Raw genomic sequence first — 25010 nt, forward strand, 5'->3', positions numbered from 1 at the left:
ACCATGAGCGACTCGATCCGGCACGACGGCGACACCTGGGATCTGGCCTCCAGCGTGGGAGCCACCGCGACATCCGTTGCGGCATCCCGGGCGCTGGCCTCCCGTGGACCCGACGCCCTGATCGACGACCCGTACGCCGATCCCCTGGTCAAGGCCGTCGGGGTGGAACCCTTGATCCGGCTGGCCAGTGGTGAAGCGAGCGTCGAGGACGATCCGATGCTCAGCCGGCAGCGGATGACCGAACAGATCGCGGTGCGGACCCGCTTCTTCGACGACTTCTTCACCAACGCCGCCCGCGACGGGGTGCGCCAGGCGGTGATCCTGGCCTCCGGGTTGGACACCCGGGCCTACCGGCTGAGCTGGCCGGCCGGCGCGGTCGTCTTCGAACTCGACCAACCACAGGTGATCGAGTTCAAGACCCAGGTACTGGCCGACCTCGGGGCGACCTCGACCGCGCAGCGCCGCGCCATCGGTATCGACCTGCGCGACGACTGGCCCACGGCCCTGCGCGACAACGGTTTCGACACCACCCAGCCGACCGCGTGGATCGCCGAGGGATTGTTGATCTACCTGCCGCCCGATGCCCAGGACCGGTTGCTGGACAGCGTCACCGACCTGTCGGCACCCGGCAGCCGGTTCGCCACCGAGTTCATGGCCGCGGGCACTACCCTGCCGAACAGCCTGGTGCAACGGTTCAAGGACTGGTCGACGCGGATCGGCTCCGACATCGACCTACCGGCGCTGTTCTACACCGGCGAACGCAACGCCGCCGGCGACTACCTGGCCGAACGGGGCTGGAAGATCAGCACCCGGACCACCCGGGAGGCCTACGCCGACAACGGCTTCGAGCTTCCCGAGGATGCGATGCTGGCTCAGTTCAGCGACACCAGCGGATACCTTACGGCGCACCTCACCGGGACCGAGTGATGGCACGGACGAACGCAGACACCTGGGACCTGGGACTCTCATCGACGACCAGGATTGCTCGCGGACAACGGCTTTGACAGTTTTGAACATCACGACGACGACATGGCACAGAAGTTCACCGGCATGCAGTACATCTGCGCACACCTGCAGTAGGAGCATTCATGGCCCGCACCGACAACGACAGCTGGGACCTGACCTCGAGCGTCGGCGCCACCGCAACAGCGGTGGCCGCCGGGCGCGCCCTGGCCACCAAGGACCCCCGCCACCTCATCGACGACCCGTTCGCCGATCCTCTGGTCCGGGCGGTGGGTATCGACTTCTTCATCAAGATGATCGACGGCAAGCTCGACGCGTCACTTTTCGACGATGTCAGCCCCGAGCGGGTGCAGGCGATGATCGACGGAATGGCCGTGCGCGCGAAGTTCTTCGACGAGTACTTCATCTCGGCGACCGGTAGCGGAATCCGGCAGGCTGTGATCCTCGCTTCGGGGCTGGACGCCCGCGCCTACCGGCTGCCGTGGCCGGCCGGCACCACCGTGTACGAGATCGACCAACCGCAAGTGATCGACTTCAAGACCGGTGTGCTCGATGGTCTCGGCGCCCAGCCGACCGCACAACGCCAGACTGTCGGCATCGATCTACGCGAGGACTGGCCCGCCGCATTGCGCGCCGCGGGCTTCGACTCCAGCGCGCCCACCGCATGGGTGGCCGAGGGCCTATTGGTGTATCTGCCTCCCGAGGCTCAAGACCGTCTGTTCGACACCATCACCACTCTGAGCGCGCCAAGCAGCACCGTAGCGACCGAATATGTGCCGGGGATCATGGATTTCGACCCAGAGAAGGGCTCTGAGATGACGGCCAGGGCCCGTGAACAGGGACTTGATCTGGACATGGGATCCCTGGTGTACGCCGGACCGCGTAGCCACGTGATGGAGTATTTGCGCGGCAAGGGATGGGATGTGACCGGCATCCCGAACGATGAGCTGTTCGTGCGGTACGGGTTGGCGACTCCGCCCAAACAGGACGACGACAACAACCCGTTCGGCGAGATCGTCTACGTCAGCGCCACACTGGGCTGAGGGGTCCACGGCAGGCCGGCGTCGCGTCGCTGGACGGCCCTTTGGCCGTGCCGGCCCGTTGACTATCGAGCGAACATGCTTCAGCCCGCGACCAACAGGCGCTCGCGGCTCTCGACACTGATGTCAGCTCGGCGGTTCATGGCATGATCGCAGTCAACGTAGTCGGGTGAAGCAAGGGAGCCGGCATGTCCGGATGGCTGGACGTCCACGCACATTACGTGACACCCCGGTACCGACGCGAATGCCAGATGGCCGGTCATGGTCATCCCGACGGTATGCCAGCAATCCCCGAATGGAGCGTCGAGGCGGCGGTTGACGTCATGGGCCAAAGCGGCACCGCGGCCGCGGTGTTGTCCATCTCATCGCCAGGCGTACATTTCGGCGCGAACGAGCTCGGCATGAACGCCGCGGCGCGCGAGCTGGCGACCCACGTCAATGATGCTGGTGCACATATTGTTTCAGGACGTCCAGCGACCTTCGGGTTGGCCGCCGTACTTCCCCTTCCCGACCTCGACGGGGCACTGCTAGAGCTGACCCGTGCCTACGACGACCTGGGTGCCGATGCCGTTGCGCTGAAGACGAATTACCACGGCCGCTACCTCAGCGACACAGCGTTTACTCCGGTGATGGCCGAGTTGGACGCCCGGGCAGCTGTGGTCCTGCTGCATCCGACATCTCCGCCGGCGTGGGAGGTGACCGCGCTCGGGAGACCGCGGCCCATGTTGGAATTCCTCTTCGACACCACCCGCTGCGTGGTCGATCTCATCCTGTCCGGAACGGTGCAACGGTATCGGCAGATTCGCTGGATCGTGCCACACGCAGGTGCGGTGTTGCCGGTTGTGGCACACCGAGTCGCGGCCATCTCCGCGGTCACCGGTTCGACTCCCATCAATGTTCCAGAGGTGCTCGGCTCGCTCTATTACGATCTGGCCGGCATACCACTGCCCGTCGCGCTGCCAGCGTTGTTGGCGGTGGCCAGTTCCCGACAATTGCTCTACGGCAGTGATTTTCCCTTCACCCCGGCTCCGGCCGCGATCGCCCTTGCAGGCGCGCTCGCGCAGGCTCCCTCCCTGGCCGAAGCGGAATTCGCCCTGGTACCCGACGCCGCAACTTCTGTTCTGTTCCCCCGGCTCGCCGCCGCTCAGCACCAGTGACACCAGGTGGCCGTGGCCACGGAGGTCGATGGCCGGCAACGGAATGCCACCGGCGCGCATGCCGGATCCGACCCCTAAAAGCGGCTGTCTCCCAGCCACAGCACGCTGGTGCCGGTCAGCGCCCGCTCTCCCTGGTCCAACACGCCCCGGACCGACTGGCCGAGCACGGCCGCAACGGCTTCCGGCAGCGACGCCGCCGCCGGCTGAGACGACTCCTTGGGCCGCAAGAAATCCCGCAGCGAGTTCGAGGGGTACCCGAGCAGCTCGACGTCGGCGTCGGCGTCGATGCCGGCAAGCACCTTGGCCCGCCGCAGCGCTGTCCGAAGGCCGCCGAGCTCGTCGACCAGTCCGTGCTCCAGCGCGTCGGCCCCAGTCCACACCCGGCCCCGCGCCACCGCGTCGACCGCCTCGACCGACATGTGGCGGGCCTCGGCCACCCGGTGCACGAAATCGGTGTAGAACAGGTCGGCTTCGGCCTCCACCAGGGCGTGCTGCTCCGGGGTGAACGGCGCGTTGACCGACCAGGCGTCGGCATTGTCGTTGGTGCGCAGGCTATCCGAGCCAACCCCGAGGCGGTCCTTCAACTCCCGGGCAACCAGCTTGCCGGTCAACACCCCGATCGACCCGGTGATGGTGCCGGGGTTGGCGACGATCGCATCGGCGCCCATCGCGATGTAATAGCCGCCCGAGGCAGCCACCGCGCCCATCGAGGCGACCACCGGCTTGCCCTTGGCCCGAACCCGCGTCACCTCTCGCCAGATCGTCTCCGAGCCGGTGACCGCTCCGCCGGGACTGTCGACGCGCAGCACCACCGCGGCGATGTCCTCGTCGGCCCCGGCCTGCCGCAGCGCCGCGGCGATCGTGTCGCCACCGGCGCTGGGGCGCCCCAGCGGCAGCCCCTGTGGGCCGCCCCGGCCGCTGACGATCGATCCGGCGACCGTCACCACCGCGATCTTCGGGCGCTTCTTGCGGCCCGGGAGGGGCGGCAGCGCCGGCATCGGCACCGGGGAACCGCTCTTGCGGATCTGGGCATACCGGGACAGGTACAGCCGGGGCGGAGCGTTGTCGGCGGTGTCGGCGTCACCGGTCTCCGGCGAAATTCCCTGCACACCAACGAGTTCGGCGATCCGGCTGTATACCTCGTCGCGGAACCCGATGCGATCGACCAGGTGTCCGGTGACCGCATCGTCGCGCAGCAGCGGCGCTCGGTTGGCCAGTTCATCCACCGCCGCGACGTCGATGTGCCGCGACTCCGCGATGGCCTGCCACACCTGGGTGTGCAGGCTTTCGATCAGCCGGGAATCGGCCTCGCGGTGGGCGTCGGTGTAGTGGTCCTGGGTGAAGAGGTTCGCCGCCGACTTGTATTCGCCGCGGGTGATGAACTGCGCCTCGATACCCGCCTTGTCCAGCGCGTCGCGCAGGAACAGCGCGTTGGTGGCGAAGCCGACCAGGCCGACGGTGCCCGACGGTTGCAGCCACACTTCGGTGAATGCCGACGCCAGGTAGTACGACAGCGTGCCGGGGTAGGTCTCGGCCCATACCACCGCCGGCTTGGCCGCGGTAAAGGCGGCGATCGCCGCGCGCAGCTCCTGCACCGGCCCGGGCGGGGCGGCCGCGAGCTGCACCCGGGCCACCAGCCCAGCCACCCGCGGATCCTCGGCCGCCCGGTGCAGCGCGGCAACGGCGTCGCGCAGCAGCAGCGGGCGTCCACCGCCGGTGATGAACGTCAGCGGATCGAAGCCGCCGGTCTCCGGCGGGACGGACTGCACATCGAATTCGAGGATGCAGCCGTCGGGCACACCGTGGTGGCGGGCGGTGTCGATGCGTCGCAGCGCGTCGCGGATGTCGTCGGCACCCGGGATGCCGGGCAGGAAGGCGAACATACTGTCGAGGCTACCGGCGCTGCCGCCGGTACCCGTCGGCCCACTCGTAGGGTGGAGCGGTGAAGTTCTCCATCTCGATCCCGCAGTTCGATGCCAACGGCTTCGACGCCGACGGGCTGCGAAGCTACCTCACCCGCGCTGAACAGCTCGGGTTCGAGGGCGGCTGGGTCATGGAAGAAGTCATCGGCTCGGCACCGATGATCGCCCCGCTGGAGCTGCTCGCCTGGGCGGCGGCCGGTACCACCATCCTGCGCCTGGGGGTGGCCGTGCTGATCACCTCCGTACACGACCCCCTGCAGCTGGCGTCGGCGGTCACCGCGGTCGACCGGCTCAGCCACGGCCGCCTCGAACTGGGGGTTGCGACCGGCGGGGGCGGGCACGACTTCGAGGCTTTCGGCGTCGACCCGGCCACCTTCGTCACCAGATTCACCGAGGGCCTGGAACTGATGAAGGCAGCCTGGTCGGATGCGCCACGGGTGACATTCCACGGGCGCTTTCGCACCGTCGACGATCTGCCCATCGCACCGAAACCCGTGCAGCGTCCGCACCCGCCGATCTGGTTCGGCGGCAAGGCGCCCCGCTCGCTAGCCCGCGCCGTCCGCCACGGCGACGCGTTCATGGGGGCCGGCGCGTCGAGCACGCCGGCGTTCGCCGCCGCCGTCCAAACGCTGGGTACCGAACTAGCCAAGCAGCACAAGGATCCGGCCCGGTTCAGGATCGGCAAGCGGGTGTACCTCATCGTCGACGACGACGCCGCCCGGGCGCGCGAGCGCGTCATGGCCGGGCTCGACCGGATCTATGGAACGACCACCGGCTTCGAAGCCGCTCCGGTGTCGGGGACACCGGCCGATGTCGTCCGCGGTCTGCGGGAGGTGATCGACGCCGGAGCACAGACGCTGCTGCTGCACCCGGTCGGCGTCGATGTCGCCGAGGACCGCGAGCAGATGGAACGCCTTGCCGCCGAGGTCATTCCGCAGCTGAGCTGACAACGAAAAAAGCCCCCGCCGAGGCGGGGGCTTTTTCATCGAGTGCTTACAGCTCGGTGGCCGAACCGCCTGCGGCGGTGATGGCCTCGCGGGCGCTGCCGCTGAACTTGTGCGCCGTCACGTCGACCTTGGCCGACAGCTTGCCGTCGCCGAGAACCTTGACGAGCACGTTCTTACGAACCAGGCCCTTGTCCACCAGGTCGCCGACACCGACGGTGCCGCCCTCGGGGAAGGCCTTGTCGATCTCGCCGACGTTGACCACGGCGTACTCGGTGCGGAACCGGTTGCGGAAGCCCTTGAGCTTGGGCAGCCGCATGTGGATCGGCATCTGCCCGCCCTCGAAGGTGGACGGCACGTTCTTGCGCGCCTTGGTGCCCTTGGTTCCGCGACCGGCCGTCTTGCCCTTGGAGCCCTCGCCGCGGCCCACGCGGGTCTTGGCGGTCTTGGAGCCGGGCGCCGGCTTCAGGTCATGGAGTTTGATAACGCTCATTTGACTTCCTCGACCTCTACGAGGTGGTGCACGACCTTGATCAGTCCGCGCGTCTGCGGGGTGTCCTCGCGAACCACCGATTGGCGAATCTTCTTCAGGCCCAGCGACCGAAGGCTCTCACGCTGATTCCAGCGTGTGCCGACGGTGCCGCGCACCTGAGTGATCTTCAGCTCTGCCATCGTTATGCGCTTCCTTCACGCGCGGCCGCAGCGGCCAGCGCTTCGCTTTCCCGACGTGCGCGCAGCATGCCAGCCGGCGCAACATCTTCGATCGGCAGTCCGCGCCGGGCGGCCACCTCTTCGGGACGCTGCAGCAGCTTGAGCGCGGCAACGGTGGCATGCACCACGTTGATCGCGTTGTCGCTGCCCAGCGACTTGGCCAGCACGTCGTGCACGCCCGCACATTCCAGCACCGCGCGCACCGCGCCACCGGCGATGACGCCGGTGCCCGGGCTGGCCGGACGCAGCATGACCACACCGGCGGCAGCCTCACCCTGAACCGGGTGCGTGACGGTGGAACCGATCATCGGCACTCGGAAGAAGTTCTTGCGAGCCTCCTCCACGCCCTTGGCGATGGCGGCGGGAACCTCTTTGGCCTTGCCGTAGCCGACACCGACCAGACCGTGGCCGTCGCCGACGATGACCAGCGCGGTGAAGCTGAACCGGCGGCCACCCTTGACCACCTTGGAGACACGATTGATCGTGACCACGCGCTCCAGGTAGTTGCTCTTCTCGCCGCTGTCGCGGCCACCACGTCCACCGCGGTCACCGCGGTCGTCGCGGCCACCACGTCCACCGCGGTCGCCACGTCCGCCACTGCGCTGTACGTCGGTACGGGTGCCGGCTGAGGGGGCCCCGGTGTCCGGCGCGCTGCCGGCTGCGGTCTGCTCCGCCATCATGCGGTCCTTCCGTTGTTCATCATTAGAATTTGAGTCCGTTCTCGCGAGCCGCGTCGGCGAGCGCCGCGATGCGGCCGCCGTAGGTGTTGCCACCGCGGTCGAACACGACGGCCTCGATGCCGGCGGCCTTGGCGCGCTCGGCGATCAGCTGTCCGACACGGACGCTGTGGGCCTTCTTGTCACCCTCGACGGCGCGGACATCGGCCTCGATGGACGACGCAGCGGCCAGCGTGGTGCCCTCGGCGTCATTGACCAGCTGCACGTGGATGTGCCGCGAGGAGCGGTTGACCACGAGGCGGGGCCGCTCGGCGGTACCGACGACCTTCTTACGCAGCCGGTTGTGCCGCCGGAGGCGCGAAACCCGGCGCGCGGCCGAGACGCTCGTGCCGACCGGGGTGCGATCGGTGGCTGCCTTCTGTGCTTGAGCCATGGCTTACTTACCTGTCTTTCCGACCTTGCGGCGGATCTGCTCACCCTCGTAGCGCACGCCCTTGCCCTTGTACGGGTCAGGGCGCCGCAGCCGACGGATGTTGGCCGAGATCTGGCCGACCTTCTGCTTGTCGATACCCGAGACCGAGAACTTGGTGGGCGTCTCCACCGCGAAGGTGATGCCCTCGGGGGCCTCGATGACGACGGGATGGCTGTATCCGAGCGCGAACTCGAGGTTGTTGCCCTTGAGCTGCACGCGGTAACCGACGCCGAAGATCTCCATCTTGGTGGTGTAACCCTCGGTCACACCGGTCACCAGGTTGGACACCAGGGTGCGCGAGAGTCCGTGCAGCGAACGGCTGCGCCGCTCGTCGTCGGGCCGGCTGATCACGATCGCGCCATCGTCGTTGCGCGCCACGGTGATCGGCTCGGCGATCGCCAACTCCAGGGTGCCCTTGGGACCCTTGACCGACAGGTTCTGACCGTCGATCGTCACATCAACACCGGCGGGAATCGCCACCGGCTGCTTACCAATACGCGACATGTCTGCTATCCCCTCACCACACGTACGCGAGGACTTCGCCGCCGACGCCCTGGCGGGCGGCTTGGCGGTCGGTCAGCAGGCCGGAAGACGTGGAGATGATCGCCACGCCCAGCCCGCCGAGAACCCGCGGCAAATTGGTGGATTTCGCGTACACCCGCAGACCGGGCTTGGACACCCGACGCAGCCCGGCAAGGCTGCGCTCCCGGTTGGGGCCGTACTTGAGCTCAACGACCAGCGCCTTACCGACCCGGGCATCCTCGGTGCGGAAGTCGCTGATGTAGCCCTCTTTCTTGAGGATCTCGGCGATGTTCGCCTTGATCTTCGAATGCGGGAGGGTCACCTCGTCGTGATACGCCGAATTGGCGTTGCGCAGACGTGTCAAGAAGTCTGCGATCGGGTCCGTCATGGTCATGACTGGGCCTGTCTACCTTCCTCGCAACGGTTCCCTGCGGTGAATTTCCGCCGGGCCTGCTGCGCACCTGTTCTGTAGTGGTCTGTTACCAGCTGGACTTTTGCACGCCGGGCAGTTCGCCGGCATGGGCCATCTCACGCAAGCAGATTCGGCACAGGCCGAACTTGCGGTACACGGCGTGCGGACGACCGCACCGGTTGCAGCGGGTGTACGCCCGCACGGCGAACTTCGGCTTCTTGTTGGCCTTGTTGACCAGCGCCTTCTTTGCCATCTGCTCAGTTCTCCTTGAACGGGAAGCCCAGCGCCCGCAGCAGCGCCCGACCTTCGTCGTCGTTCGTCGCCGAGGTGACGACGGTGATGTCCATGCCGCGGGGCCGGTCGATCGAATCCACGTCGATCTCGTGGAACACCGACTGCTCGGCGAGCCCGAAGGTGTAGTTGCCGTGCCCGTCGAACTGCTTGGGGCTCAGGCCGCGGAAGTCGCGGATACGGGGCAGCGCGATGGAGACCAACCGGTCGAGGAACTCCCACATCCGGTCGCCGCGCAGGGTCACCCGCGCACCGATCGGCATGCCCTCACGCAGTTTGAACTGAGCGATCGACTTGCGGGCCTTGCGGATCTCCGGCTTCTGGCCGGTGATCAGCGCCAAGTCGTTGACCGCGCCGTTGATCAGCTTGGCGTCGCGGGCGGCGTCACCGACACCCATGTTCACGACGACCTTGACCACGCCCGGGATCTGCATCACGTTGGCGTAGTTGAACTCTTTGTTGAGCGCGTCCTTGATTTCCTCGCGGTAGCGCGTCTTCAGCCGGGGCTGAACCTTTTCTACAGTCGTCATCGCCTTCAGATGTCCTTGCCGTTGCGCTTGGAGATACGGACCCGCTTGCCGGTCTCGTCGTCAACCCGGTAGCCGATACGGGTCGGTGTGCCGTCGGAGTCGACGACCATCACGTTGGAGACGTCGATCGGCGCTTCCTGGGTGACGATGCCGCCCGAGGATGCGCCGCGCTCGTTGGCCGACTGCGCGGTGTGCTTCTTGATCCGGTTGACGCCCTCGACGAGCACCCGGTTCCGGGTCGGGTATGCCTTGAGGACCTTGCCCTTGGCGCCCTTGTCCTTACCGGCGATGACCAACACGGTGTCGCCCTTGTGGACCTTCACTTACAACACCTCCGGGGCGAGCGAGACGATTTTCATGAAGCGCTTCTCGCGCAGCTCGCGCCCGACCGGGCCGAAGATGCGGGTACCACGCGGGTCGTTGTCGTTCTTGATGATCACGGCGGCGTTCTCGTCGAACTTGATGTAGCTGCCGTCGGCGCGGCGACGCTCCTTGACGGTGCGAACGACCACGGCCTTGACCACGTCGCCGCGCTTGACGTTGCCGCCGGGGATGGCTTCCTTCACGGTCGCGACGATGACATCACCGATGCCGGCGTAGCGCCGAGACGAGCCACCCAGCACACGGATGCACAAGATCTCCTTGGCACCCGTGTTGTCGGCGACCTTGAGCCGCGATTCCTGCTGAATCACTAGATCTCCTTGGATCTGGTAACTGTGTGCACGGCAAAATCCTTCTAGGCAACCCAAAGGGAACCTGTCGTGCGCGGTCTTTGTCACCCAAGAGCACGCGGGGCCAACGGTCAACCGTCAGCCGAGGTCTGCCCTAGGCAACCCCTAAATACTAGGTGACGAGCGGGAAAGCTCCAAATCAGTGCAGTTCAGCCCCGCCGGCGACACTGTAGTTACCGAGGCGAAGTGCGGGGGCGGAGCCCTCGCCAACTACAGGTTCGCCGCATCTCGCAGTGCCATCGGTGGTCGCCACCAGCGGTTCCGCCGGGGCCGGAGCAGCTGACCGTTCCACCCGCGCCGGACCAGGGACAAGTATGTGCAGTCGAGGATCTCTACGTCGCGATCCTCCTTGATTGCCCGGATGACATCCCAGCCCAGCCGCGCAACCTTCGGCATCAGACGTTGATCCCTGACGTATTGCACGCGGTCAGTTCGGTGTTGATCACCGTCGTACTCGGCGGCAACCATGAATTCTTCCCAGCCCATATCAAGGGTGCGCAGAACCTTCCACCGGTCTTCGAACACAGCGATCTGTGTGGTCGGCCGGGGAAACCCCGCGTCGAGATACAGCAGCCGTAAACGAGTCTCTTGCGGGGAGGCGGCACCGACCACGCCCCTTCGGCCGGAACGCAACCACGCACCGTCGATGGCATCGACCAGAGTTGGCGAATATCCCTTGGGCACATAGACATCGCGGTGCATACGCACGTATCCCCGACGCAGCTCATACTCCGTCACGACTCCCGCTTGCTGGGCCTGACTGCCGACGATGAGCTTGCGCATGGCGGAATGTTCGCAACCGGTACCGACACATCGTGCCGAGGCTGTAGTTATCGAGCGAAAGTGCGACGAGTGGACGTGTCGATAACGACAGGCTGGACTCAGCTCAGGTCGACCACGCAGCGGAAACCGATGTGCGTCGTCGAGCTGTCCTGGGACTGCGGCGAGCGCGCCGCCGGTCGATAGCGGTGGCAGTACTCCGGGGCGCACAGATGCGAGCCACCCTTGAGGGTCTGGCTGACGCTCGGGTCCGGGTTGGCCGGCGGCGGGCAGCAGGAGTTGGCCTGCTCTCCGAGGTGGTGCGCCGAGAACGGCGTCGTCGTCCACTCCCACACGTTGCCGATCATGTCCATCAGGCCCCAGCCGTTCGGCGGGAACGTGCCCACCGGTGAGGTGCCGACCCAGCCCAGCGCGCCGTCGTTGCGATAGGGAAAGCGCCCCTGCCAGGTGTTGGCCATCAGCTGACCGTCGACGGTCGGCTCGTCTCCCCAGGCGTAGGTGGTGTCGGCGCCGGCTCGCGCCGCGTACTCGAACTCGGCCTCGGTGGGCAGCCGGCGCCCGGCCCACGCCGCGTACGCCGCCGCGTCCGGGTAGGCCACCTGCACGACGGGATGTTCGGGCTTGTCCTCGATGCCGCTGCCGGGACCGAACGGTCGGCGCCAGTGTGCGCCGGGGGCCCAGTCCCACCACTGCCGCCAGTCGCGCAGGTCGACCGGGCCGGGGGTGGGGCGAAAGATCAGTGCGCCGGGCAGCAGATCGGCTTCGGCAACGCCGGGGTACAGCGCCGGGTCGAGTGGCCGCTCGGCGACGGTGACGTAGCCGGTCGCGGCGACGAACTCGGCGAACTGCGCATTGGTCACCGGGTGGCGCTCGATCGCAAACGGATTCACCCTCGCGGTGTGGATCGGTGCTTCCTCGGGATAGAAGCTGGTCGATCCCATCCGGAACGACCCGCCAGGCACCTCAACGAGCGCGGTGAGCATGGGTTCAGGGTATGACGATGCTGAATTCGCCGGTCAACACCGACGCGGCGGTGTCGAAACCCGCTGTGCCCGAAGGCGCTTCGACATGGACGGCGACCAGATAGTTCTTGCTGTTGGTCCAGATGTGGGCGATGCGGTCCCGGTACTCGAAGGACTGGTCGGGATCTTGGGCCCACGTGCCCATCAGCTTCTGCCCGCTGTATCCGCAGAAGTCGCCGGGCAGCAGGCTCAGCGTGCTGATCGGATACTTGCCCATCACGTCGTCGGAGTAGCGGGTGAAGGCGGCGGCCGCGTCCAGCGGAGTGGCCGTGATCGTCACCTGGGCGATCATGTCGTCGGGACCGGCCAGCAGCGCGCCGACGTCACCGCTGCCCGGGCTCGTCGACCACCCCGGTGGCACCGCCACCGTGACCCGGGGCGCAGCCGGGTCGGCGACGGTGGCCACCGCCGTCGGGCCAGTTGCCTTCTGCAGGCACACCAGCGCGTCGGGCGGCACGGGTTCGCGGGTGGTTTCCAGCACACCCGGCTCCGCCGATTCGGGGGCGTCGGTCGATGCGGCCGAGGTCGGGGTGCTCGACGTCAGGGTGCTCGACGTGGTCCTCGACGTGGATGATTCGGCCCGCACCGGCGTTCCGCCGCTGTCGCGCGCACATGAGGCAACACCGGGAGCGGCCAGCAAGACCACCGCCGCAGCGGTCCACACCAGCCGAGTCACTCCCCCAGTATGACGTGGCTGTCAGTCCCTGGCGAAGGCCGCCGCGAGTTCACGCTCGGCGTCGACGTAGGGGCTGCCGGATACGTCGACGACCACCCGCGCGATTGATCCACCGCGGAAGTTGAACGGCGCCTGGTAGGCCACCGATACCGGCTGTCCCAGATTGCGGCCGACGCTGACCCCACCACCGGCCAGCCCGAAGGTGAACGGGTGGGCCTTGACGCCCGGCAGCGTCGCGACCGCAGTGCCGTCGACGTAGAGGGTGGCGTCGCCGACGGGGGTGTGGGTGCCCTCCACCCCGGTGCGGGCATAGCCGACGCCCAGGATGTGCTGGCCCATCGGCAGCGGGTCGGGTGCGATCAGTCGCTGCTCCAGCTCGCCGAAGAAGTTGTAGACGAACTGCAGCCGGCCGTCGGCCACGAACAACACGTACCCGCCATGGCCGGCGCCCTGCTTAAGCAATACGCCCTCGACATCGGGGCCGTCGATGCTCACCTCGGCCAGAACGGAGAACGAGCGGCCGCCGATCATGACGCAGGCACCCATCGACACCGGAGCGGTGTGTGGGTAGTAGACGTAGCTGCTCCGATCGCCGGCCAGGCCGGGGCGCCAGCGCCCGACCATCTCGAAGACGTTGAGGTCAGAAAGCGGGAGTCCGTTGTACTTCTCGGCCTCCGAGAACCACAACGCCTGGAGCTCGGCGAGCTTGTCGGGATGCTCGGCGGCCAGGTCGTGGCACTGACTTCGGTCTTCGGCAATGTGGTAGAGCTCCCAGCGATCCTGATCGAAGTGCGACCAGCCCGAGGGGGCGGCGGGGTGCACGGTGTTGGCGAACCAGCCCTTGTGCCAGATGCCACGAGTGCCCAGCATGGTGTAGAACTGGGTTTCCTTACCGGTCTGGGCCACCGGATCCTCAAGTGCGGCTTTGAAACTCACGCCGTCCAGTGGCTTCTGGGAAATACCCTTCACCGCGTCGGGCGCGGTGATGCCCAGCAGGTCATAGATCGTCGGGGTGATGTCGCAGACGTTGACGTAGTTGTCGCGGACCTCGCCGTGGGCGGGAATACCGTTGGGCCAGGACACAATTGCGCTATCGGCGATGCCACCCTCATGCGAGGCGTACCGCTTGTAGAGCTTGTAGGGCGTGTTGAACGCCATCGCCCACCCGATCGGGTAGTGGTTGTAGGTCGTCGGACCGCCCAGTTCGTCGAACAGCCGCATGCTGTCCTCGACGGTGTCGATGAAGCCGTTGAAGAACTTGGCTTCGTTGACCGACCCGTTGGGCCCGCCTTCACCGCTGGCGCCGTTGTCGCAGATCACCACGATGATCGTGTTGTCCAGCTGACCCGAATCCTCCAGATAGTCCAGGATTCGGCCGATCTGGGCGTCGGTGTAGGACAAGAAGCCGGCGAACACCTCGGCCATCCGGGCGAACAGCCGCTTCTCCTCGTCGGAGAGCGAATCCCACGGGCGCACGGTGTCCTGCAGCGGCCACGGTTCGCCGTTGGGGCCGGTGACGTCCCCGTAGGGATTCACGGCGGACAGTTCGGTGTCGGGCGGCACGATGCCGAGCTTCTTCTGGTTCTCCAGCACGATGTCGCGGTACCGCTCGTAGCCCATGTCGAAGGTGCCGGCGTAGCGGTCGGCCCACTCCTTGAAGACGTGGTGCGGCGCGTGACCGGCACCGGGGCACAGATACGTGAACCAGGGCTTGTCCGGGGCGACCATCGTTGAGTCGCGAATGAACTCGATCGTCTTGTCCGCCAGGTCTTTCGAGAGGTGATACCCCTCCTCCGGCGTCGCCGGCGCCTCCACGGGATGGTTGTCATAGACCAGCTCGGGGTACCACTGGTCGGTCTCCCCACCCAGGAATCCGTAGAACCGCTCGAAACCGCGCGAGAGCGGCCAGTGCCGCCGGGTGGCGGCGAGGTTGGACTCCTCGATGGGCGTCAGATGCCACTTGCCGACGCAATAGGTGTTGTAACCGCGCTCGGCGAGCACCTCCGAGATCAGCGCGGTGTCATCGGGAATGCGGCCGTTGTTGCCCGGGAAACCCTCGGTGAACTCCTCGACCATCGCCATGCCCACCGTCGTGGCGTTGCGTCCGGTGAGCAGCGACGCGCGGGTCGGCGAACACAGCGACGTGGTGTGAAACTGCGACAGCCGCACCCCCCGCTCGGCGATGCGGGACATCGCCGGCATCTGCACCAGGCCACCGAAGCAGTCCCACGTCGCGATGCCGATATCGTCCCAGACCAGGTAGAGCACATTGGGCGCATCGTCGGGAGCCTTGGGTGCGGCGTACGGGCCCCAGTCGGGCTCGGAATCGCGAATGTCCAGTTCGATCTTGCCGTTGAACTCCGTCGTCATACGCTCTCCTCAGTCGTCGAGTCGCCCGGACACGGACAATACCTGCGCCAGCTCATAGCCGGCTGTGTCGAAACACCGGCCGACGGAGGGTCAGCCGTCCCGGCGGTGGTTGGCTTCGGCGTCCGGTGAGCGCCGGGCGCTCAGCACGATCGCACCGGCCCCCACGGCGGCCACGCCGACCACAGCCGCGGCCACCCACCACGCCGAGTCATAGCGGTAGCGCCCGGATGCCGTCGCGCTGGACTCGGGTGCCGGCGTGGCCGGACCGTACACGCTGACCGGGGAGCGACCCGCGACCATGGCGGGGGTCCGACCCGCGATGGCGACGATGGCACTGCCCCGCAACTGCGGCCACCGGGACCGGTCGGCATTCATCCACCGCAACAGCTCGTCGAGCTGACCCGGGGCACCGTTCGACGTTGCGATGAGCAGCGAGCGACGTCCGTCGAACACCGTCTGCAGCGACCCGAACTGCACGCCCGGGTCGAGGTTGAGCGTGGCCTCGTCCTCGGGGCCCTGACCCGCCAGCGTGATGCGACCCGCATTGGCGCTGACCGGCAGGGTGATGGAGCCGTCCGTCCACCCGTCGGCGCTGATCAGGACGGCCGGGTCCTGGCCGGCACGGGCCTGATCCAGCGACGTTACCGCCGTGCGCAGCGGTAGTGCGCTGAGCCGTTGCAGACCGACGAGGATCTGCGTGGCGCGCACGGTGTCGGCGAACGCGTCCTTGCCGATGCCGACCTCGATGGTGGGCATCAGCGCCTGCGGCAACGAGCCGAAGCCGGGCGGGATGGGCGGAACGGCCGGGGTGGTCTGCACGACGCTGCTGCCCGCGATGGCCAGCGTCATCGGCCGGTAGTCGTTGCACCCGCCGATGTTGCCGGTGGTGTTCACCGACACCTGCAGCTCGGTATAGCGGGTCAACAGCCGGTCGGGTACGTCGATCCAGCGGTCGATGGCGCCGGCCGCGTCGGTGGGCCACGAATCGATGGTCTCGCCGTTGACGGCGGCGCTGACCTGCGCCCCGTACGTGTTGGGCAACGGGGTGTACGTACCCGTCACGTGCACCCGAATCCCCTGCACCGCGCGGCCGAACCGGGTTTGATCCAGCCCGATGTTCACCTGGGGAGACACCCCGGTCGAGGTCAGATTGGTCTGGCCCAGCTGCGCCACCGTCGTCTGGTCACCGGGCAGCCGCACCAACCGAGCCGATCCCAGGTTCTCGGGGACCACGCGCGGCGCCGCCGCCAAGTTCAGTGCGCCGTCGGTGAGAAGTCGGGTCTCATCGGTGAGCTTGTCGGCGGGGCCGGAGATCACCAGCTGCGGAACACCCACGGTGCCCGACAGCGCGACGGCTTCGTCGGGGCCTTCCTTGATGACGACCTGGCGTTCCAGCGGCGCGCCGGGGACGGGAACCGTCGTCGCCCCGTCAAGAAGCGAGACCACCTCGACGTCGGCCAGCTGGCTTCCGTACCGCTTCACCAGCGCGGCGGCCAGCTGGACTGCGGCATCGGACTCCGCCCGCGACGGACTGGCCGGCACCCCGATGGTGAGCTTGCGCAGCAGCGGCGGCAGGAAGTCGGCCACGGTACCCGGCGGGGTCTCGGCGCCGGCGAAGGTGACCGAGCCATTGATCAGGTCGATCGGATTGAGCCGATCCAGGCAATAGCCGTCCTCCGGCAGGGCCGTCAGCGTCAGCGTCACCGTGGCCACGTTGCCGACGACCTCGACCCCGGACAGCGGAATAACAAGTGGTGCCAGGTCAACCACCGGCAACCCCTGCTTGCTGACCAGCCGGTCGCCCTGGCTCACGGTGACCTGGCCGGAGCGGATGGTGAACGGGAGGTCCAGGGTCACGTTCAGCGCGGTCGGCGTCAGGCCGGCCGGCACCGGAAAGGACACCTCGGCCGAACTCGTGCCGCCGTAAAACGACACCGTGCTCTGCGCGCCCAGATCGGTGAACGACAACGTCGGCGCGTCGAGGACTGCGCCCCCGATGTCGACGGGCGGCGGGCCTGGCTCAGCGAATGCGCCCGGTGCCGTGCACAGCAACGTCGCGACAACACCGGTGACCGCCCCGAGTCGGCGTAGTGCTGACCACTGCATCGCACGAATCGTAGGCAGTTCGATCTCCTGACATCCGCGAACCAGTAATTTACGCCAGCGTAATGAAAACCTACCGCCGGACAAAGCCGGCGGTAGGTTTTGGGTGCTGCGGAGTTACTTGGCCTTCTCGAGAACGTCCACGAGGCGCCAGCGCTTGGTGGCCGACAGCGGACGGGTCTCCATCAGGGAGACGCGGTCGCCGACACCGGCGACACCATCCTCGTCGTGCGCCTTGACCTTCTTGGTCGTGCGGATGATCTTGCCGTACTTCGGGTGCTGCACGCGCGACTCGAGCTCGACAACGATGGTCTTCTCCATCTTGTCGCTCACGACGTAGCCGATCGCCGTCTTGCGACGGTTACGGGGCTTTTCGGTCCGCGGAGTGTAGTTGGGGCCTTTAGTCTCTGCCATCACGATTCCTCACCAGCGGGTCCGGAGGCCAGACCCAGTTCACGTTCACGCAGCACCGTGTAGATGCGCGCAATCTCTTGACGCACGGTGCGCAGTCGACGGTTATTGTCCAGCTGCCCGGTGGCCATCTGGAAGCGCAGGTTGAACAGCTCTTCCTTCGACTCGCGCAGCTTGTCGGTCAACTCGTCGTCGGTCAGTTCGCGCAGTTCGCCGGCGCTGACGCCCACGGCCATCAGAACTGCTCCTCTCGGGTCACGATGCGTGCCTTGATCGGCAGCTTGTGGATCGCGCGGGTCAGTGCTTCCCGGGCGATCTTCTCATCGGGGTAACTCAACTCGAACAGCACGCGGCCCGGCTTGACGTTGGACACCCACCACTCGGGGCTGCCCTTGCCGGATCCCATGCGGGTCTCAGCCGGCTTCTTGGTCAGCGGACGGTCCGGGAAGATGTTGATCCACACCTTGCCGCCACGCTTGATGTGCCGGTTGATGGCGATACGAGCGGACTCGATCTGCCGGTTGGTGACGTAAGCGTGCTCCAGTGCCTGGATGCCGTAGTCGCCGAACGTCACCGACGTGCCGCCGCTGGCAATACCACGCTGCTTGGGGTGGTGCTGCTTGCGGTGCTTAACTTTGCGGGGAATAAGCATGTCTAGCTCTCCGTGCTCTCAGCGGCGGGCGCCTCGACAGCCGGAGCCTCCGCCGTCATCGGAACCGCGGACTCCGCGGTCTCCTCAGTAGCGGCGCGGCCGGCTTCGGTGCTCGTCGCGGTGGTGCCCGATGCACCGCTGCGGCGCGGGCGGGTGCCCGACGGACGCTCGCGGCGCGGACGATCGGCGGCAGGTGCGGCAGCGGCGAGCTCACGCTTGCCACCGACGATGTCGCCCTTGTAGATCCACACCTTCACACCGATGCGGCCGAACGTCGTCTTGGCCTCGTACAGCCCGTAGTCGATGTCGGCGCGCAGCGTGTGCAGCGGCACGCGGCCTTCACGGTAGAACTCCGAGCGGCTCATCTCGGCGCCACCGAGGCGGCCCGAGCACTGCACGCGGATGCCCTTGACGTTGGGCTGGCGCATGGCCGACTGGATGGCCTTGCGCATCGCACGGCGGAACGCCACGCGGTTGCTCAGCTGCTCGGCCACACCCTGGGCGACCAGCTGTGCCACCGACTCGGGGTTCTTGACCTCGAGGATGTTGAGCTGAACCTGCTTGCCGGTCAGCTTCTCCAGGTCGGCCCGGATGCGGTCGGCTTCGGTGCCGCGGCGGCCGATGACGATGCCCGGACGCGCGGTGTGGATATCAACGCGAACCCGGTCACGGGTGCGCTCGATCTCCACATCGGCGATGCCGGCGCGCTCGAGACCGGTGGCCAGCAGCCGCCGGATCGCCACGTCTTCCTTGACGTAGTCCGCGTACTGCTTGTCGGCGTACCAACGGGACTTCCAGTCGGTGGTGATACCGAGCCGGAAGCCGTGGGGATTGATTTTCTGGCCCACTACTCCGAGCCCTCCTTCGTCTGGTCGGCCGTCTTCTTGGCGGCGGGAGCCTTGGCGGCCGCCTTCTTCACGCTGCCCGAAGCGGCCTTGCTGCCCTGGGCGCGCCGCGAGCGAGCGGCACTGGCCGAAGTCGACGCACGCTCATTACGCGCCGGACGGCTCTCCACGATCACAGTGATGTGGCTGGTGCGCTTGCGGATCCGGTAGGCGCGACCCTGCGCGCGCGGCCGGATGCGCTTGGCGGTCGGGCCCTCGTCGGCGTAGACCGTGGCGACCACGAGCGTCGCCGGATCCAGGCCGTTGTTGTTCTGCGCGTTGGCCGCCGCGCTGGCGATCACCTTGGCGACCGGCTCGCTGGCGGACTGCGGCGCCCACCGCAGGATGTCGAGCGCCTCTTCGACCGACTTGCCGCGCACCAGGTTGATCACCCGGCGCGCCTTGCTGGCCGAGACGTGCACGAAGCGCGCGACGGCGGTCGCAGACGGATATTCGGTAACAGTGGTGCTCATCGGCGCTTGCTCTTCCGGTCGTCCTTGATGTGACCCTTGAACGTCCGCGTCGGGGCGAATTCGCCCAACTTGTGGCCGACCATCGCCTCAGTGACGAACACCGGCACGTGCTTGCGCCCGTCGTGGACGGCGAAGGTGTGACCGATGAAGTCGGGGATGATGGTCGAACGACGCGACCAGGTCTTGATGACCTGCTTGGTGTTCTTCTCGTTCTGAACGTCGACCTTCTTCAGCAGATGGTCGTCGACGAACGGACCCTTTTTCAGGCTGCGTGGCATCTTCTACTCCCGCCTAGCGCTTGTTCTTGCCGGTGCGCCGGCGTCGGACGATGAGCTTGTCGCTCGGCTTGTTTGGCTTACGGGTACGGCCCTCAGGCTTACCCCAGGGGCTGACCGGGTGGCGACCACCGGAGGTCTTGCCCTCGCCGCCACCATGGGGGTGGTCGACCGGGTTCATGACGACACCACGGACGGTCGGGCGCTTGCCCTTCCACCGCATGCGGCCGGCCTTGCCCCAGTTGATGTTGGCCTGCTCGGCATTACCGACCTCGCCGACGGTGGCGCGGCAGCGCACGTCGACGCGGCGAATCTCACCCGAGGGCATGCGCAGGGAGGCGTAGGCGCCTTCCTTGCCCAGCAGCTGGATGCTCGAGCCGGCCGAACGGGCCAGCTTGGCCCCGCCGCCGGGACGCAGCTCGACGGCGTGGATCACGGTGCCGGACGGGATGTTGCGCAGCGGCAGGTTGTTACCGGGCTTGATGTCGGCGTTGGCCCCGGCCTCGATGATGTCGCCCTGCTTGAGACCTTGCGGCGCGATGATGTAGCGCTTCTCGCCGTCCAGGTAGTGCAGCAGCGCGATGTTCGCGGTGCGGTTCGGGTCGTACTCGATGTGCGCGACCTTGGCGTTGACGCCGTCCTTGTCGTGGCGACGGAAGTCGACGACTCGGTAGGCACGCTTGTGGCCACCGCCCTTATGCCGGGTGGTGATTCGGCCGTGCGCGTTACGTCCACCCGTGCTGTGCAGCGGACGGATCAGCGACTTCTCCGGAGTCGAGCGAGTGATCTCGGCGAAATCGGAGACGCTGGCACCGCGGCGACCGGGGGTCGTCGGCTTGTACTTGCGAATTCCCATGTTCTAGTCCTGAGTTCTTTCGTTGCCGGCTTAGGCCGGTGCTCCGAAGAGGTCGATCGGCTTGCTGCCGGGGGCCAGGGTCACGATCGCGCGCTTGGTGCTCTTACGCGTGCCGTATCCGGCCCGGGTGCGCTTGCGCTTGCCCTGCCGGTTGGCGGTGTTCACCGAGTCGACCTTGACCTTGAAGATCTTCTCAACGGCGATCTTGATCTGGGTCTTGTTCGAGTCGGGGCGAACGATGAACGTGTAGACGTTGTCCTCGATCAGCCCGTAGGACTTCTCGGAGATGACCGGCGCCAGGATGATGTCGCGGGGGTCAGTGATGTTCACCATCAGGCCGAAACCTCCTGCTCCTGCTTGGTGTTGGAGCCGATGTAGGCATCCAGCGCTTCCACGCTGAACACCACGTCGTCGGCGTTGAGCACGTCGTAGGTGTTGAGCTGATCCGGCGCAATCACGTGCACACCGGGAAGGTTGCGCACGCTTTTGGCACCGACCTCGTCGCTGCGGCCGATCACGACCAGCACCTTGGAGTTCTCGGTCAGCGTCGCCAGGAACGCCTTGGCGCTCTTGGTCGACGGGGTCTGCCCGCTCACCAGCTCGGTCACCGCGTGGATCCGCTCATTGCGCGCCCGGTCCGACAACGCGCCGCGCAGCGCGGCAGCGATCATCTTCTTGGGGGTGCGCTGGCTGTAGTCGCGCGGCTGCGGGCCGTGCACGACACCGCCACCGGTGAACTGCGGGGCGCGGGTCGAACCCTGACGGGCACGACCGGTCCCCTTCTGCCGGTAGGGCTTCTTGCCGCCGCCGGAGACCTGCGCACGCGTCTTGGTCGCGTGCGTGCCCTGACGCTTGGCCGCCAGCTGCGCGGTAACCACCTGGTGCATCAGCGCAATGTTGGGTTCCACGTCGAACAGGGCGGCCGGTAGCTCGACGCTCCCGTCCTTCTTGCCACCCGGAGTGTGGACGTCAATCTTCAGAGTCACTTCTCACCTCGTTTGACTGCCGTGCGAACTACCACGAGTCCGCCGGTGCGACCGGGGACAGCGCCCTTGATCAGCAGCACACCGTTTTCGGCATCGACCTTGTGCACCAACAGGTTCTGCGTGGTGACACGGTCGCTGCCCATCCGGCCCGACATCCGCGTGCCCTTGAAGACACGACCCGGGGTGGCACAGCCACCGATCGAGCCCGGCCGGCGGTGCACGGCCTGCGCGCCGTGGCTGGCGCCCTGGCCGCGGAAGCCGTGACGCTTCATGGTGCCGGCGAAGCCCTTGCCCTTGGATGTGCCCGTGACGTCGACGTAGGCGCCGTCGGCGAAGATCTCCGCCGTCAGCTCCTGGCCGACCTCGTACTCGGCAGCGGCGGCCTCGTCATCGAGACGCAGCTCAGCCAGATGCCGGCGCGGGTTGACCCCGGCGGCGGCGAACTGGCCGCTGACCGGCTTGTTCACCTTGCGGGGGCTGATCTCGCCGTAGGCCAGCTGCACAGCGCTGTAGCCGTCACGCTCGGGCGTGCGAATGCGGGTCACCACGTTGGGTCCGGCCTTGACGACCGTGACCGGGACAACCCGGTTGTTCTCGTCGAACACCTGGGTCATGCCCAGCTTGGTGCCCAGAATGCCTTTTCTCGCCATTTGTTCGTCGACTCCCCTACTACTGGATGTTCACGTCGACGCTGGCCGGCAGATCGATGCGCATGAGTGCGTCAACGGTCTTCGGCGTCGGGTCGAGGATGTCGATGAGTCGCTTGTGTGTGCGCATCTCGAAGTGCTCCCGCGAGTCCTTGTACTTGTGCGGGGAGCGGATAACGCAATACACATTCTTTTCCGTCGGCAGCGGCACCGGACCAACCACGCTCGCACCGGTTCGGGTGACCGTCTCCACGATCTTGCGCGCCGAGGCATCAATGGCCTCGTGGTCGTAGGCCTTGAGCCTGATGCGGATCTTTTGTCCCGCCACGCTTCTCCTACCTTCATTCCTGCTTGGTCCCCGCAAGGGGACACGGTGGTCATGCGCTGCGTGTGTCGGGCCGTCTGGCCAAACACCCAGCGCTGGCTGTCGCCGCCGCTCTTTACCTGTCCTGGTGCACCGGCCCCCGCGGTCGGGTGTGTCGCCCTCACGCAGCCTCGCAGGGGCGGAGAAAATCCGTCGCGCTCCGAGGATGGGACCGGACGCGCCCGTGTGGGCGCCGGTCGTACACCTTGGGCGGCACGCTCCCGAATGGGAAGCGAACCCGGCTCAAGGCAACCCGAATAGTATGCCTGAGAGTGGACCGCGAACCAAATCCGACCGTCACCGCCAGCGCTGGTGCTTTCGGCGAATCCCACGATAGCGATTCCGCCGGGGATCGGCCCGTGTCAAGTTTCGCTGAACTGGGCAGGAAGCACGGAACCGACAAGGTCAGCCACCACGGCTATCAGTACTTCTACCCGCGCTTCCTCGAGCCGCTGCGCGAGCAGGCGTTCACCGTCTTCGAGATCGGCTACCACCGCGGCGAGTCGGCCCGCATGTGGGAGGAGTACTTCCCCCAGGCCCGGATCGTCGCCATGGATATCAGTACCTCGGGCACGTTCGGGCGCCATGAGGTCGTGCAGGGTGACCAGAGCAACCGCGAGGATCTGCAGCGGACCGCCGCAGTGGTGGGCTCGGCCCGGTTGATCGTCGACGACGGCAGCCACCACCCCGTCCACCAGTTCGAATGCTTCCACTACCTCTTCGCGAACCTGCTCGAACCGGGCGGGGTCTACATCATTGAAGATGTCGAATGCAATTACTGGCATCCAGACTCCGCCGTATATGGGTACCGGATCGGTTTCTTCAACGCCATCGAGGCGTCCACCAGGCTGATCGACCAGGTCAACGCGGAGTTCTCCGGCGGGAACAACCGGCTGGGGATTTCCACGGTCAGCTATGGCCAGAACTGCGTCATCATCACCAAACAGACCGACGAAGAGCGGGCGTATTTCGACCGGCCTTACCGGTTCCAGCGCTTCATCGACGGACCGGTCCAGGGATAGCGATCCCCATGCATTCTTCTGACAGTCACTGCCAACTCGGCATACGATGCCGAGATGTATCGCGTGATTCAGTGGGCAACCGGCGGTGTGGGTAAGGCAGCAATCCAGGGGGTGTTGCGACATCCCGAGCTCGAGCTCGTGGGCTGTTGGGTGCACAGCGCCGACAAGAACGGACGCGACGTCGGTGAGCTGATCGGCGAGGCCCCCACCGGGGTCGCGGCGACCACCGATATCGACGAACTGCTGGCGCTGGACGCCGACTGCGTCATGTACTCCCCCCTGCTGCCCGACGAGCAGGTCGTCGCCAAGATCCTGCGGTCGGGCAAAAACGTGGTGACCCCGGTCGGCTGGGTCTATCCGGACCGGCAAAGCCCCGCGGTGCAGGCCCTCGAGGAAGCCTGCGCGGCCGGCAACGCCACCCTGCACGGCTCCGGGATACACCCGGGCGGCATCACCGAGCGCTTCCCGCTCATGATCTCGGCGCTGACGTCAGCGATCACCCACGTCCGCGCCGAGGAGTTTTCCGACATCCGCACCTATAACGCACCGCTGGTGGTGCGCGAGGTGATGGGATTCGGCCTGACTCCTGAGCAGGCGATGAGCGGCCCGATGGCCGCCCTGCTGGAGGCCGGATTCAAACAGTCGGTGCGCATGGTCGCCGACCAACTCGGCTTTCGCAGCGAGCCCCGCATCCGTTCGACCCAGGAAGTGGCGGTCGCGGTCACCGGAACCGACGAACTTGTTGTCCCGATGGAAGCCGGCACGGTGGCCGCACGCCGCTTCCGGTGGGAGGCCATCGTCGACGACAAACCGGTGGTCACCGCCGCCGTCAACTGGTTGATGTGCGAAGTCGAACTCGACCCGCCGTGGACGATCGGCGAGAAAGGCGAACGCTTCGAGGTACAGGTCACCGGCGATCCCGACGTGCTACTGACCTTCAAAGGGCTGCAACCCGAGACCGTCGCCGAGGGTCTGGAGCGCAACCCGGGTGTGGTGGTCACCGCCAACCACTGCATCAGCGCCATTCCGTACGTCTGCGAGGCCGGCCCCGGCATCAAGACCTACCTGGACCTGCCACTGATCGCCGGCCGCGCCGCCCCCGACCTAGCCAGGTAAG

General features: G+C 66.7%; 33 protein-coding genes. 6 read left to right on the forward strand and 27 right to left on the reverse strand.

Annotated features, from left to right (window positions below):
- Window positions 1-3 precede the first annotated feature (3 nt).
- The 3 genes from ADBZ9K_RS11770 (at window position 4) to ADBZ9K_RS11780 (ending at window position 3160) form a co-directional block, all read left to right on the forward strand.
- Window positions 4-927 carry a class I SAM-dependent methyltransferase gene (locus ADBZ9K_RS11770; protein ID WP_526620451.1) on the forward strand — a complete coding sequence of 308 codons (924 nt, stop codon included), beginning with the start codon at window positions 4-6 and terminating at the stop codon, window positions 925-927.
- Between the two features lie 161 nt (window positions 928-1088).
- The gene (locus ADBZ9K_RS11775; protein ID WP_526620452.1) at window positions 1089-2006 is read left to right on the forward strand and encodes a class I SAM-dependent methyltransferase; all 918 of its coding nucleotides are present in this window, start codon (window positions 1089-1091) and stop codon (window positions 2004-2006) included.
- A 185-nt stretch (window positions 2007-2191) separates the two neighbouring features.
- Window positions 2192-3160: an amidohydrolase family protein gene (locus ADBZ9K_RS11780; RefSeq protein WP_526620453.1), complete on the forward strand. Its 969-nt coding sequence runs from the start codon at window positions 2192-2194 to the stop codon at window positions 3158-3160.
- A gap of 74 nt (window positions 3161-3234) precedes the next feature.
- Here ADBZ9K_RS11780 and sppA read toward each other — a convergent pair whose 3' ends face one another.
- Window positions 3235-5043: a signal peptide peptidase SppA gene (sppA, locus tag ADBZ9K_RS11785; RefSeq protein WP_526620455.1), complete on the reverse strand. Its 1809-nt coding sequence runs from the start codon at window positions 5041-5043 to the stop codon at window positions 3235-3237.
- Between the two features lie 59 nt (window positions 5044-5102).
- Here sppA and ADBZ9K_RS11790 point away from each other — a divergent pair, with 59 nt between their 5' ends.
- Window positions 5103-6029 carry an LLM class flavin-dependent oxidoreductase gene (locus ADBZ9K_RS11790; RefSeq protein ID WP_526620457.1) on the forward strand — a complete coding sequence of 309 codons (927 nt, stop codon included), beginning with the start codon at window positions 5103-5105 and terminating at the stop codon, window positions 6027-6029.
- 46 nt (window positions 6030-6075) lie between these two features.
- On the opposite strand, the gene rplO is transcribed toward ADBZ9K_RS11790, so the two are convergent.
- The 26 genes from rplO to rpsJ form a co-directional block, all read right to left on the reverse strand.
- Window positions 6076-6519: a 50S ribosomal protein L15 gene (gene rplO / locus ADBZ9K_RS11795; RefSeq protein WP_526620458.1), complete on the reverse strand. Its 444-nt coding sequence runs from the start codon at window positions 6517-6519 to the stop codon at window positions 6076-6078.
- A complete protein-coding gene (rpmD, locus tag ADBZ9K_RS11800) occupies window positions 6516-6698 on the reverse strand; it encodes a 50S ribosomal protein L30 (RefSeq protein WP_167105928.1) in 183 nt (60 codons plus the stop codon). Before rpmD ends, rplO begins: the two co-directional genes overlap by 4 nt.
- A gap of 2 nt (window positions 6699-6700) precedes the next feature.
- On the reverse strand, window positions 6701-7414 hold the full coding sequence (gene rpsE, locus ADBZ9K_RS11805) for a 30S ribosomal protein S5 (RefSeq protein ID WP_526620460.1): 714 nt from the start codon (window positions 7412-7414) through the stop codon (window positions 6701-6703).
- Between the two features lie 25 nt (window positions 7415-7439).
- Window positions 7440-7847 (reverse strand): 50S ribosomal protein L18, encoded by a 408-nt coding sequence (rplR, locus tag ADBZ9K_RS11810; RefSeq protein WP_526620462.1) that lies wholly within the window; start codon window positions 7845-7847, stop codon window positions 7440-7442.
- 3 nt (window positions 7848-7850) lie between these two features.
- Window positions 7851-8390 carry a 50S ribosomal protein L6 gene (gene rplF / locus ADBZ9K_RS11815; protein ID WP_526620463.1) on the reverse strand — a complete coding sequence of 180 codons (540 nt, stop codon included), beginning with the start codon at window positions 8388-8390 and terminating at the stop codon, window positions 7851-7853.
- A 13-nt stretch (window positions 8391-8403) separates the two neighbouring features.
- Window positions 8404-8802 (reverse strand): 30S ribosomal protein S8, encoded by a 399-nt coding sequence (gene rpsH / locus ADBZ9K_RS11820; protein WP_135426878.1) that lies wholly within the window; start codon window positions 8800-8802, stop codon window positions 8404-8406.
- 85 nt (window positions 8803-8887) lie between these two features.
- Window positions 8888-9073 carry a type Z 30S ribosomal protein S14 gene (locus tag ADBZ9K_RS11825; RefSeq protein WP_047329118.1) on the reverse strand — a complete coding sequence of 62 codons (186 nt, stop codon included), beginning with the start codon at window positions 9071-9073 and terminating at the stop codon, window positions 8888-8890.
- A gap of 4 nt (window positions 9074-9077) precedes the next feature.
- Complete coding sequence (gene rplE / locus ADBZ9K_RS11830; RefSeq protein ID WP_526620465.1) at window positions 9078-9641, reverse strand: 50S ribosomal protein L5; 564 nt, start codon at window positions 9639-9641, stop codon at window positions 9078-9080.
- A 5-nt stretch (window positions 9642-9646) separates the two neighbouring features.
- On the reverse strand, window positions 9647-9964 hold the full coding sequence (rplX, locus tag ADBZ9K_RS11835) for a 50S ribosomal protein L24 (protein ID WP_135426876.1): 318 nt from the start codon (window positions 9962-9964) through the stop codon (window positions 9647-9649).
- Entirely contained in the window at window positions 9965-10333 is a 369-nt protein-coding gene (rplN, locus tag ADBZ9K_RS11840; protein ID WP_526620466.1) for a 50S ribosomal protein L14, read from the reverse strand. It lies immediately after the preceding gene.
- 249 nt (window positions 10334-10582) lie between these two features.
- Window positions 10583-11155, reverse strand: coding sequence for a putative endonuclease domain-containing protein (locus ADBZ9K_RS11845; RefSeq protein WP_526620467.1), 573 nt, complete (start codon window positions 11153-11155; stop codon window positions 10583-10585).
- Between the two features lie 98 nt (window positions 11156-11253).
- On the reverse strand, window positions 11254-12135 hold the full coding sequence (locus ADBZ9K_RS11850) for a formylglycine-generating enzyme family protein (protein ID WP_526620469.1): 882 nt from the start codon (window positions 12133-12135) through the stop codon (window positions 11254-11256).
- Window positions 12136-12139: 4 nt separating this feature from the next.
- Complete coding sequence (locus ADBZ9K_RS11855) at window positions 12140-12850, reverse strand: hypothetical protein (RefSeq protein ID WP_526620470.1); 711 nt, start codon at window positions 12848-12850, stop codon at window positions 12140-12142.
- Window positions 12851-12871: 21 nt separating this feature from the next.
- Complete coding sequence (locus ADBZ9K_RS11860) at window positions 12872-15220, reverse strand: arylsulfatase (protein WP_526620471.1); 2349 nt, start codon at window positions 15218-15220, stop codon at window positions 12872-12874.
- Window positions 15221-15310: 90 nt separating this feature from the next.
- Window positions 15311-17326, reverse strand: coding sequence for a hypothetical protein (locus tag ADBZ9K_RS11865; RefSeq protein ID WP_526620473.1), 2016 nt, complete (start codon window positions 17324-17326; stop codon window positions 15311-15313).
- Window positions 17327-17440: 114 nt separating this feature from the next.
- Window positions 17441-17737, reverse strand: a complete 297-nt coding sequence (gene rpsQ / locus ADBZ9K_RS11870) for a 30S ribosomal protein S17 (protein WP_526620475.1) — start codon at window positions 17735-17737, stop codon at window positions 17441-17443.
- Window positions 17737-17970 carry a 50S ribosomal protein L29 gene (rpmC, locus tag ADBZ9K_RS11875; protein WP_526620476.1) on the reverse strand — a complete coding sequence of 78 codons (234 nt, stop codon included), beginning with the start codon at window positions 17968-17970 and terminating at the stop codon, window positions 17737-17739. The genes rpsQ and rpmC overlap by 1 nt, the downstream gene beginning before the upstream one ends.
- Window positions 17970-18386 carry a 50S ribosomal protein L16 gene (gene rplP / locus ADBZ9K_RS11880; RefSeq protein ID WP_078018035.1) on the reverse strand — a complete coding sequence of 139 codons (417 nt, stop codon included), beginning with the start codon at window positions 18384-18386 and terminating at the stop codon, window positions 17970-17972. Before rplP ends, rpmC begins: the two co-directional genes overlap by 1 nt.
- Window positions 18387-18388: 2 nt before the next feature.
- Window positions 18389-19234: a 30S ribosomal protein S3 gene (rpsC, locus tag ADBZ9K_RS11885; RefSeq protein ID WP_526620478.1), complete on the reverse strand. Its 846-nt coding sequence runs from the start codon at window positions 19232-19234 to the stop codon at window positions 18389-18391.
- The gene (gene rplV, locus ADBZ9K_RS11890) at window positions 19234-19743 is read right to left on the reverse strand and encodes a 50S ribosomal protein L22 (protein ID WP_526620479.1); all 510 of its coding nucleotides are present in this window, start codon (window positions 19741-19743) and stop codon (window positions 19234-19236) included. Before rplV ends, rpsC begins: the two co-directional genes overlap by 1 nt.
- Window positions 19740-20021: a 30S ribosomal protein S19 gene (rpsS, locus tag ADBZ9K_RS11895; RefSeq protein WP_003892827.1), complete on the reverse strand. Its 282-nt coding sequence runs from the start codon at window positions 20019-20021 to the stop codon at window positions 19740-19742. Before rpsS ends, rplV begins: the two co-directional genes overlap by 4 nt.
- 13 nt (window positions 20022-20034) lie before the next feature.
- On the reverse strand, window positions 20035-20874 hold the full coding sequence (rplB, locus tag ADBZ9K_RS11900) for a 50S ribosomal protein L2 (RefSeq protein WP_526620481.1): 840 nt from the start codon (window positions 20872-20874) through the stop codon (window positions 20035-20037).
- 30 nt (window positions 20875-20904) lie between these two features.
- Window positions 20905-21207: a 50S ribosomal protein L23 gene (gene rplW, locus ADBZ9K_RS11905; RefSeq protein ID WP_526620482.1), complete on the reverse strand. Its 303-nt coding sequence runs from the start codon at window positions 21205-21207 to the stop codon at window positions 20905-20907.
- Complete coding sequence (rplD, locus tag ADBZ9K_RS11910; RefSeq protein WP_526620483.1) at window positions 21207-21860, reverse strand: 50S ribosomal protein L4; 654 nt, start codon at window positions 21858-21860, stop codon at window positions 21207-21209. Before rplD ends, rplW begins: the two co-directional genes overlap by 1 nt.
- A complete protein-coding gene (gene rplC, locus ADBZ9K_RS11915) occupies window positions 21857-22510 on the reverse strand; it encodes a 50S ribosomal protein L3 (RefSeq protein WP_526620484.1) in 654 nt (217 codons plus the stop codon). Before rplC ends, rplD begins: the two co-directional genes overlap by 4 nt.
- A gap of 19 nt (window positions 22511-22529) precedes the next feature.
- A complete protein-coding gene (gene rpsJ / locus ADBZ9K_RS11920; RefSeq protein WP_003883485.1) occupies window positions 22530-22835 on the reverse strand; it encodes a 30S ribosomal protein S10 in 306 nt (101 codons plus the stop codon).
- A 395-nt stretch (window positions 22836-23230) separates the two neighbouring features.
- On the opposite strand from rpsJ, the gene ADBZ9K_RS11925 reads away from it, so the two are divergent.
- Together ADBZ9K_RS11925 and ADBZ9K_RS11930 are read left to right on the forward strand one after the other, a co-directional pair.
- Window positions 23231-23893 (forward strand): hypothetical protein, encoded by a 663-nt coding sequence (locus tag ADBZ9K_RS11925; RefSeq protein WP_526620485.1) that lies wholly within the window; start codon window positions 23231-23233, stop codon window positions 23891-23893.
- A 54-nt stretch (window positions 23894-23947) separates the two neighbouring features.
- Window positions 23948-25009 (forward strand): NAD(P)H-dependent amine dehydrogenase family protein, encoded by a 1062-nt coding sequence (locus ADBZ9K_RS11930; protein ID WP_526620487.1) that lies wholly within the window; start codon window positions 23948-23950, stop codon window positions 25007-25009.
- The last annotated feature ends 1 nt before the right edge of the window (window position 25010 follow it).

The sequence above is a fragment of the Mycobacterium sp. genome, from assembly GCF_965229265.1.
GTDB lineage: Bacteria > Actinomycetota > Actinomycetes > Mycobacteriales > Mycobacteriaceae > Mycobacterium.

Bases quoted from the DNA above. Each gene is read 5' to 3' on its own strand.
- ADBZ9K_RS11865 (WP_526620473.1), bottom strand. From the start codon at position 17,326: ATGCAGTGGTCAGCACTACGCCGACTCGGGGCGGTCACCGGTGTTGTC.
- rplR (WP_526620462.1), bottom strand. From the start codon at position 7,847: ATGGCTCAAGCACAGAAGGCAGCCACCGATCGCACCCCGGTCGGCACG.
- ADBZ9K_RS11930 (WP_526620487.1), top strand. From the start codon at position 23,948: ATGTATCGCGTGATTCAGTGGGCAACCGGCGGTGTGGGTAAGGCAGCA.
- ADBZ9K_RS11825 (WP_047329118.1), bottom strand. From the start codon at position 9,073: ATGGCAAAGAAGGCGCTGGTCAACAAGGCCAACAAGAAGCCGAAGTTC.
- rplE (WP_526620465.1), bottom strand. From the start codon at position 9,641: ATGACGACTGTAGAAAAGGTTCAGCCCCGGCTGAAGACGCGCTACCGC.
- rplB (WP_526620481.1), bottom strand. From the start codon at position 20,874: ATGGGAATTCGCAAGTACAAGCCGACGACCCCCGGTCGCCGCGGTGCC.
- rpsQ (WP_526620475.1), bottom strand. From the start codon at position 17,737: ATGGCAGAGACTAAAGGCCCCAACTACACTCCGCGGACCGAAAAGCCC.
- rplV (WP_526620479.1), bottom strand. From the start codon at position 19,743: ATGAGCACCACTGTTACCGAATATCCGTCTGCGACCGCCGTCGCGCGC.
- rpsH (WP_135426878.1), bottom strand. From the start codon at position 8,802: ATGACCATGACGGACCCGATCGCAGACTTCTTGACACGTCTGCGCAAC.
- ADBZ9K_RS11850 (WP_526620469.1), bottom strand. From the start codon at position 12,135: ATGCTCACCGCGCTCGTTGAGGTGCCTGGCGGGTCGTTCCGGATGGGA.
- rplF (WP_526620463.1), bottom strand. From the start codon at position 8,390: ATGTCGCGTATTGGTAAGCAGCCGGTGGCGATTCCCGCCGGTGTTGAT.
- rplW (WP_526620482.1), bottom strand. From the start codon at position 21,207: ATGGTGAACATCACTGACCCCCGCGACATCATCCTGGCGCCGGTCATC.
- rpmD (WP_167105928.1), bottom strand. From the start codon at position 6,698: ATGGCAGAGCTGAAGATCACTCAGGTGCGCGGCACCGTCGGCACACGC.
- rplC (WP_526620484.1), bottom strand. From the start codon at position 22,510: ATGGCGAGAAAAGGCATTCTGGGCACCAAGCTGGGCATGACCCAGGTG.
- rpsS (WP_003892827.1), bottom strand. From the start codon at position 20,021: ATGCCACGCAGCCTGAAAAAGGGTCCGTTCGTCGACGACCATCTGCTG.
- ADBZ9K_RS11775 (WP_526620452.1), top strand. From the start codon at position 1,089: ATGGCCCGCACCGACAACGACAGCTGGGACCTGACCTCGAGCGTCGGC.
- rplO (WP_526620458.1), bottom strand. From the start codon at position 6,519: ATGAGCGTTATCAAACTCCATGACCTGAAGCCGGCGCCCGGCTCCAAG.
- rpsE (WP_526620460.1), bottom strand. From the start codon at position 7,414: ATGGCGGAGCAGACCGCAGCCGGCAGCGCGCCGGACACCGGGGCCCCC.
- rpmC (WP_526620476.1), bottom strand. From the start codon at position 17,970: ATGGCCGTGGGCGTCAGCGCCGGCGAACTGCGCGAACTGACCGACGAC.
- ADBZ9K_RS11770 (WP_526620451.1), top strand. From the start codon at position 4: ATGAGCGACTCGATCCGGCACGACGGCGACACCTGGGATCTGGCCTCC.
- rplP (WP_078018035.1), bottom strand. From the start codon at position 18,386: ATGCTTATTCCCCGCAAAGTTAAGCACCGCAAGCAGCACCACCCCAAG.
- ADBZ9K_RS11845 (WP_526620467.1), bottom strand. From the start codon at position 11,155: ATGCGCAAGCTCATCGTCGGCAGTCAGGCCCAGCAAGCGGGAGTCGTG.
- sppA (WP_526620455.1), bottom strand. From the start codon at position 5,043: ATGTTCGCCTTCCTGCCCGGCATCCCGGGTGCCGACGACATCCGCGAC.
- ADBZ9K_RS11780 (WP_526620453.1), top strand. From the start codon at position 2,192: ATGTCCGGATGGCTGGACGTCCACGCACATTACGTGACACCCCGGTAC.
- ADBZ9K_RS11860 (WP_526620471.1), bottom strand. From the start codon at position 15,220: ATGACGACGGAGTTCAACGGCAAGATCGAACTGGACATTCGCGATTCC.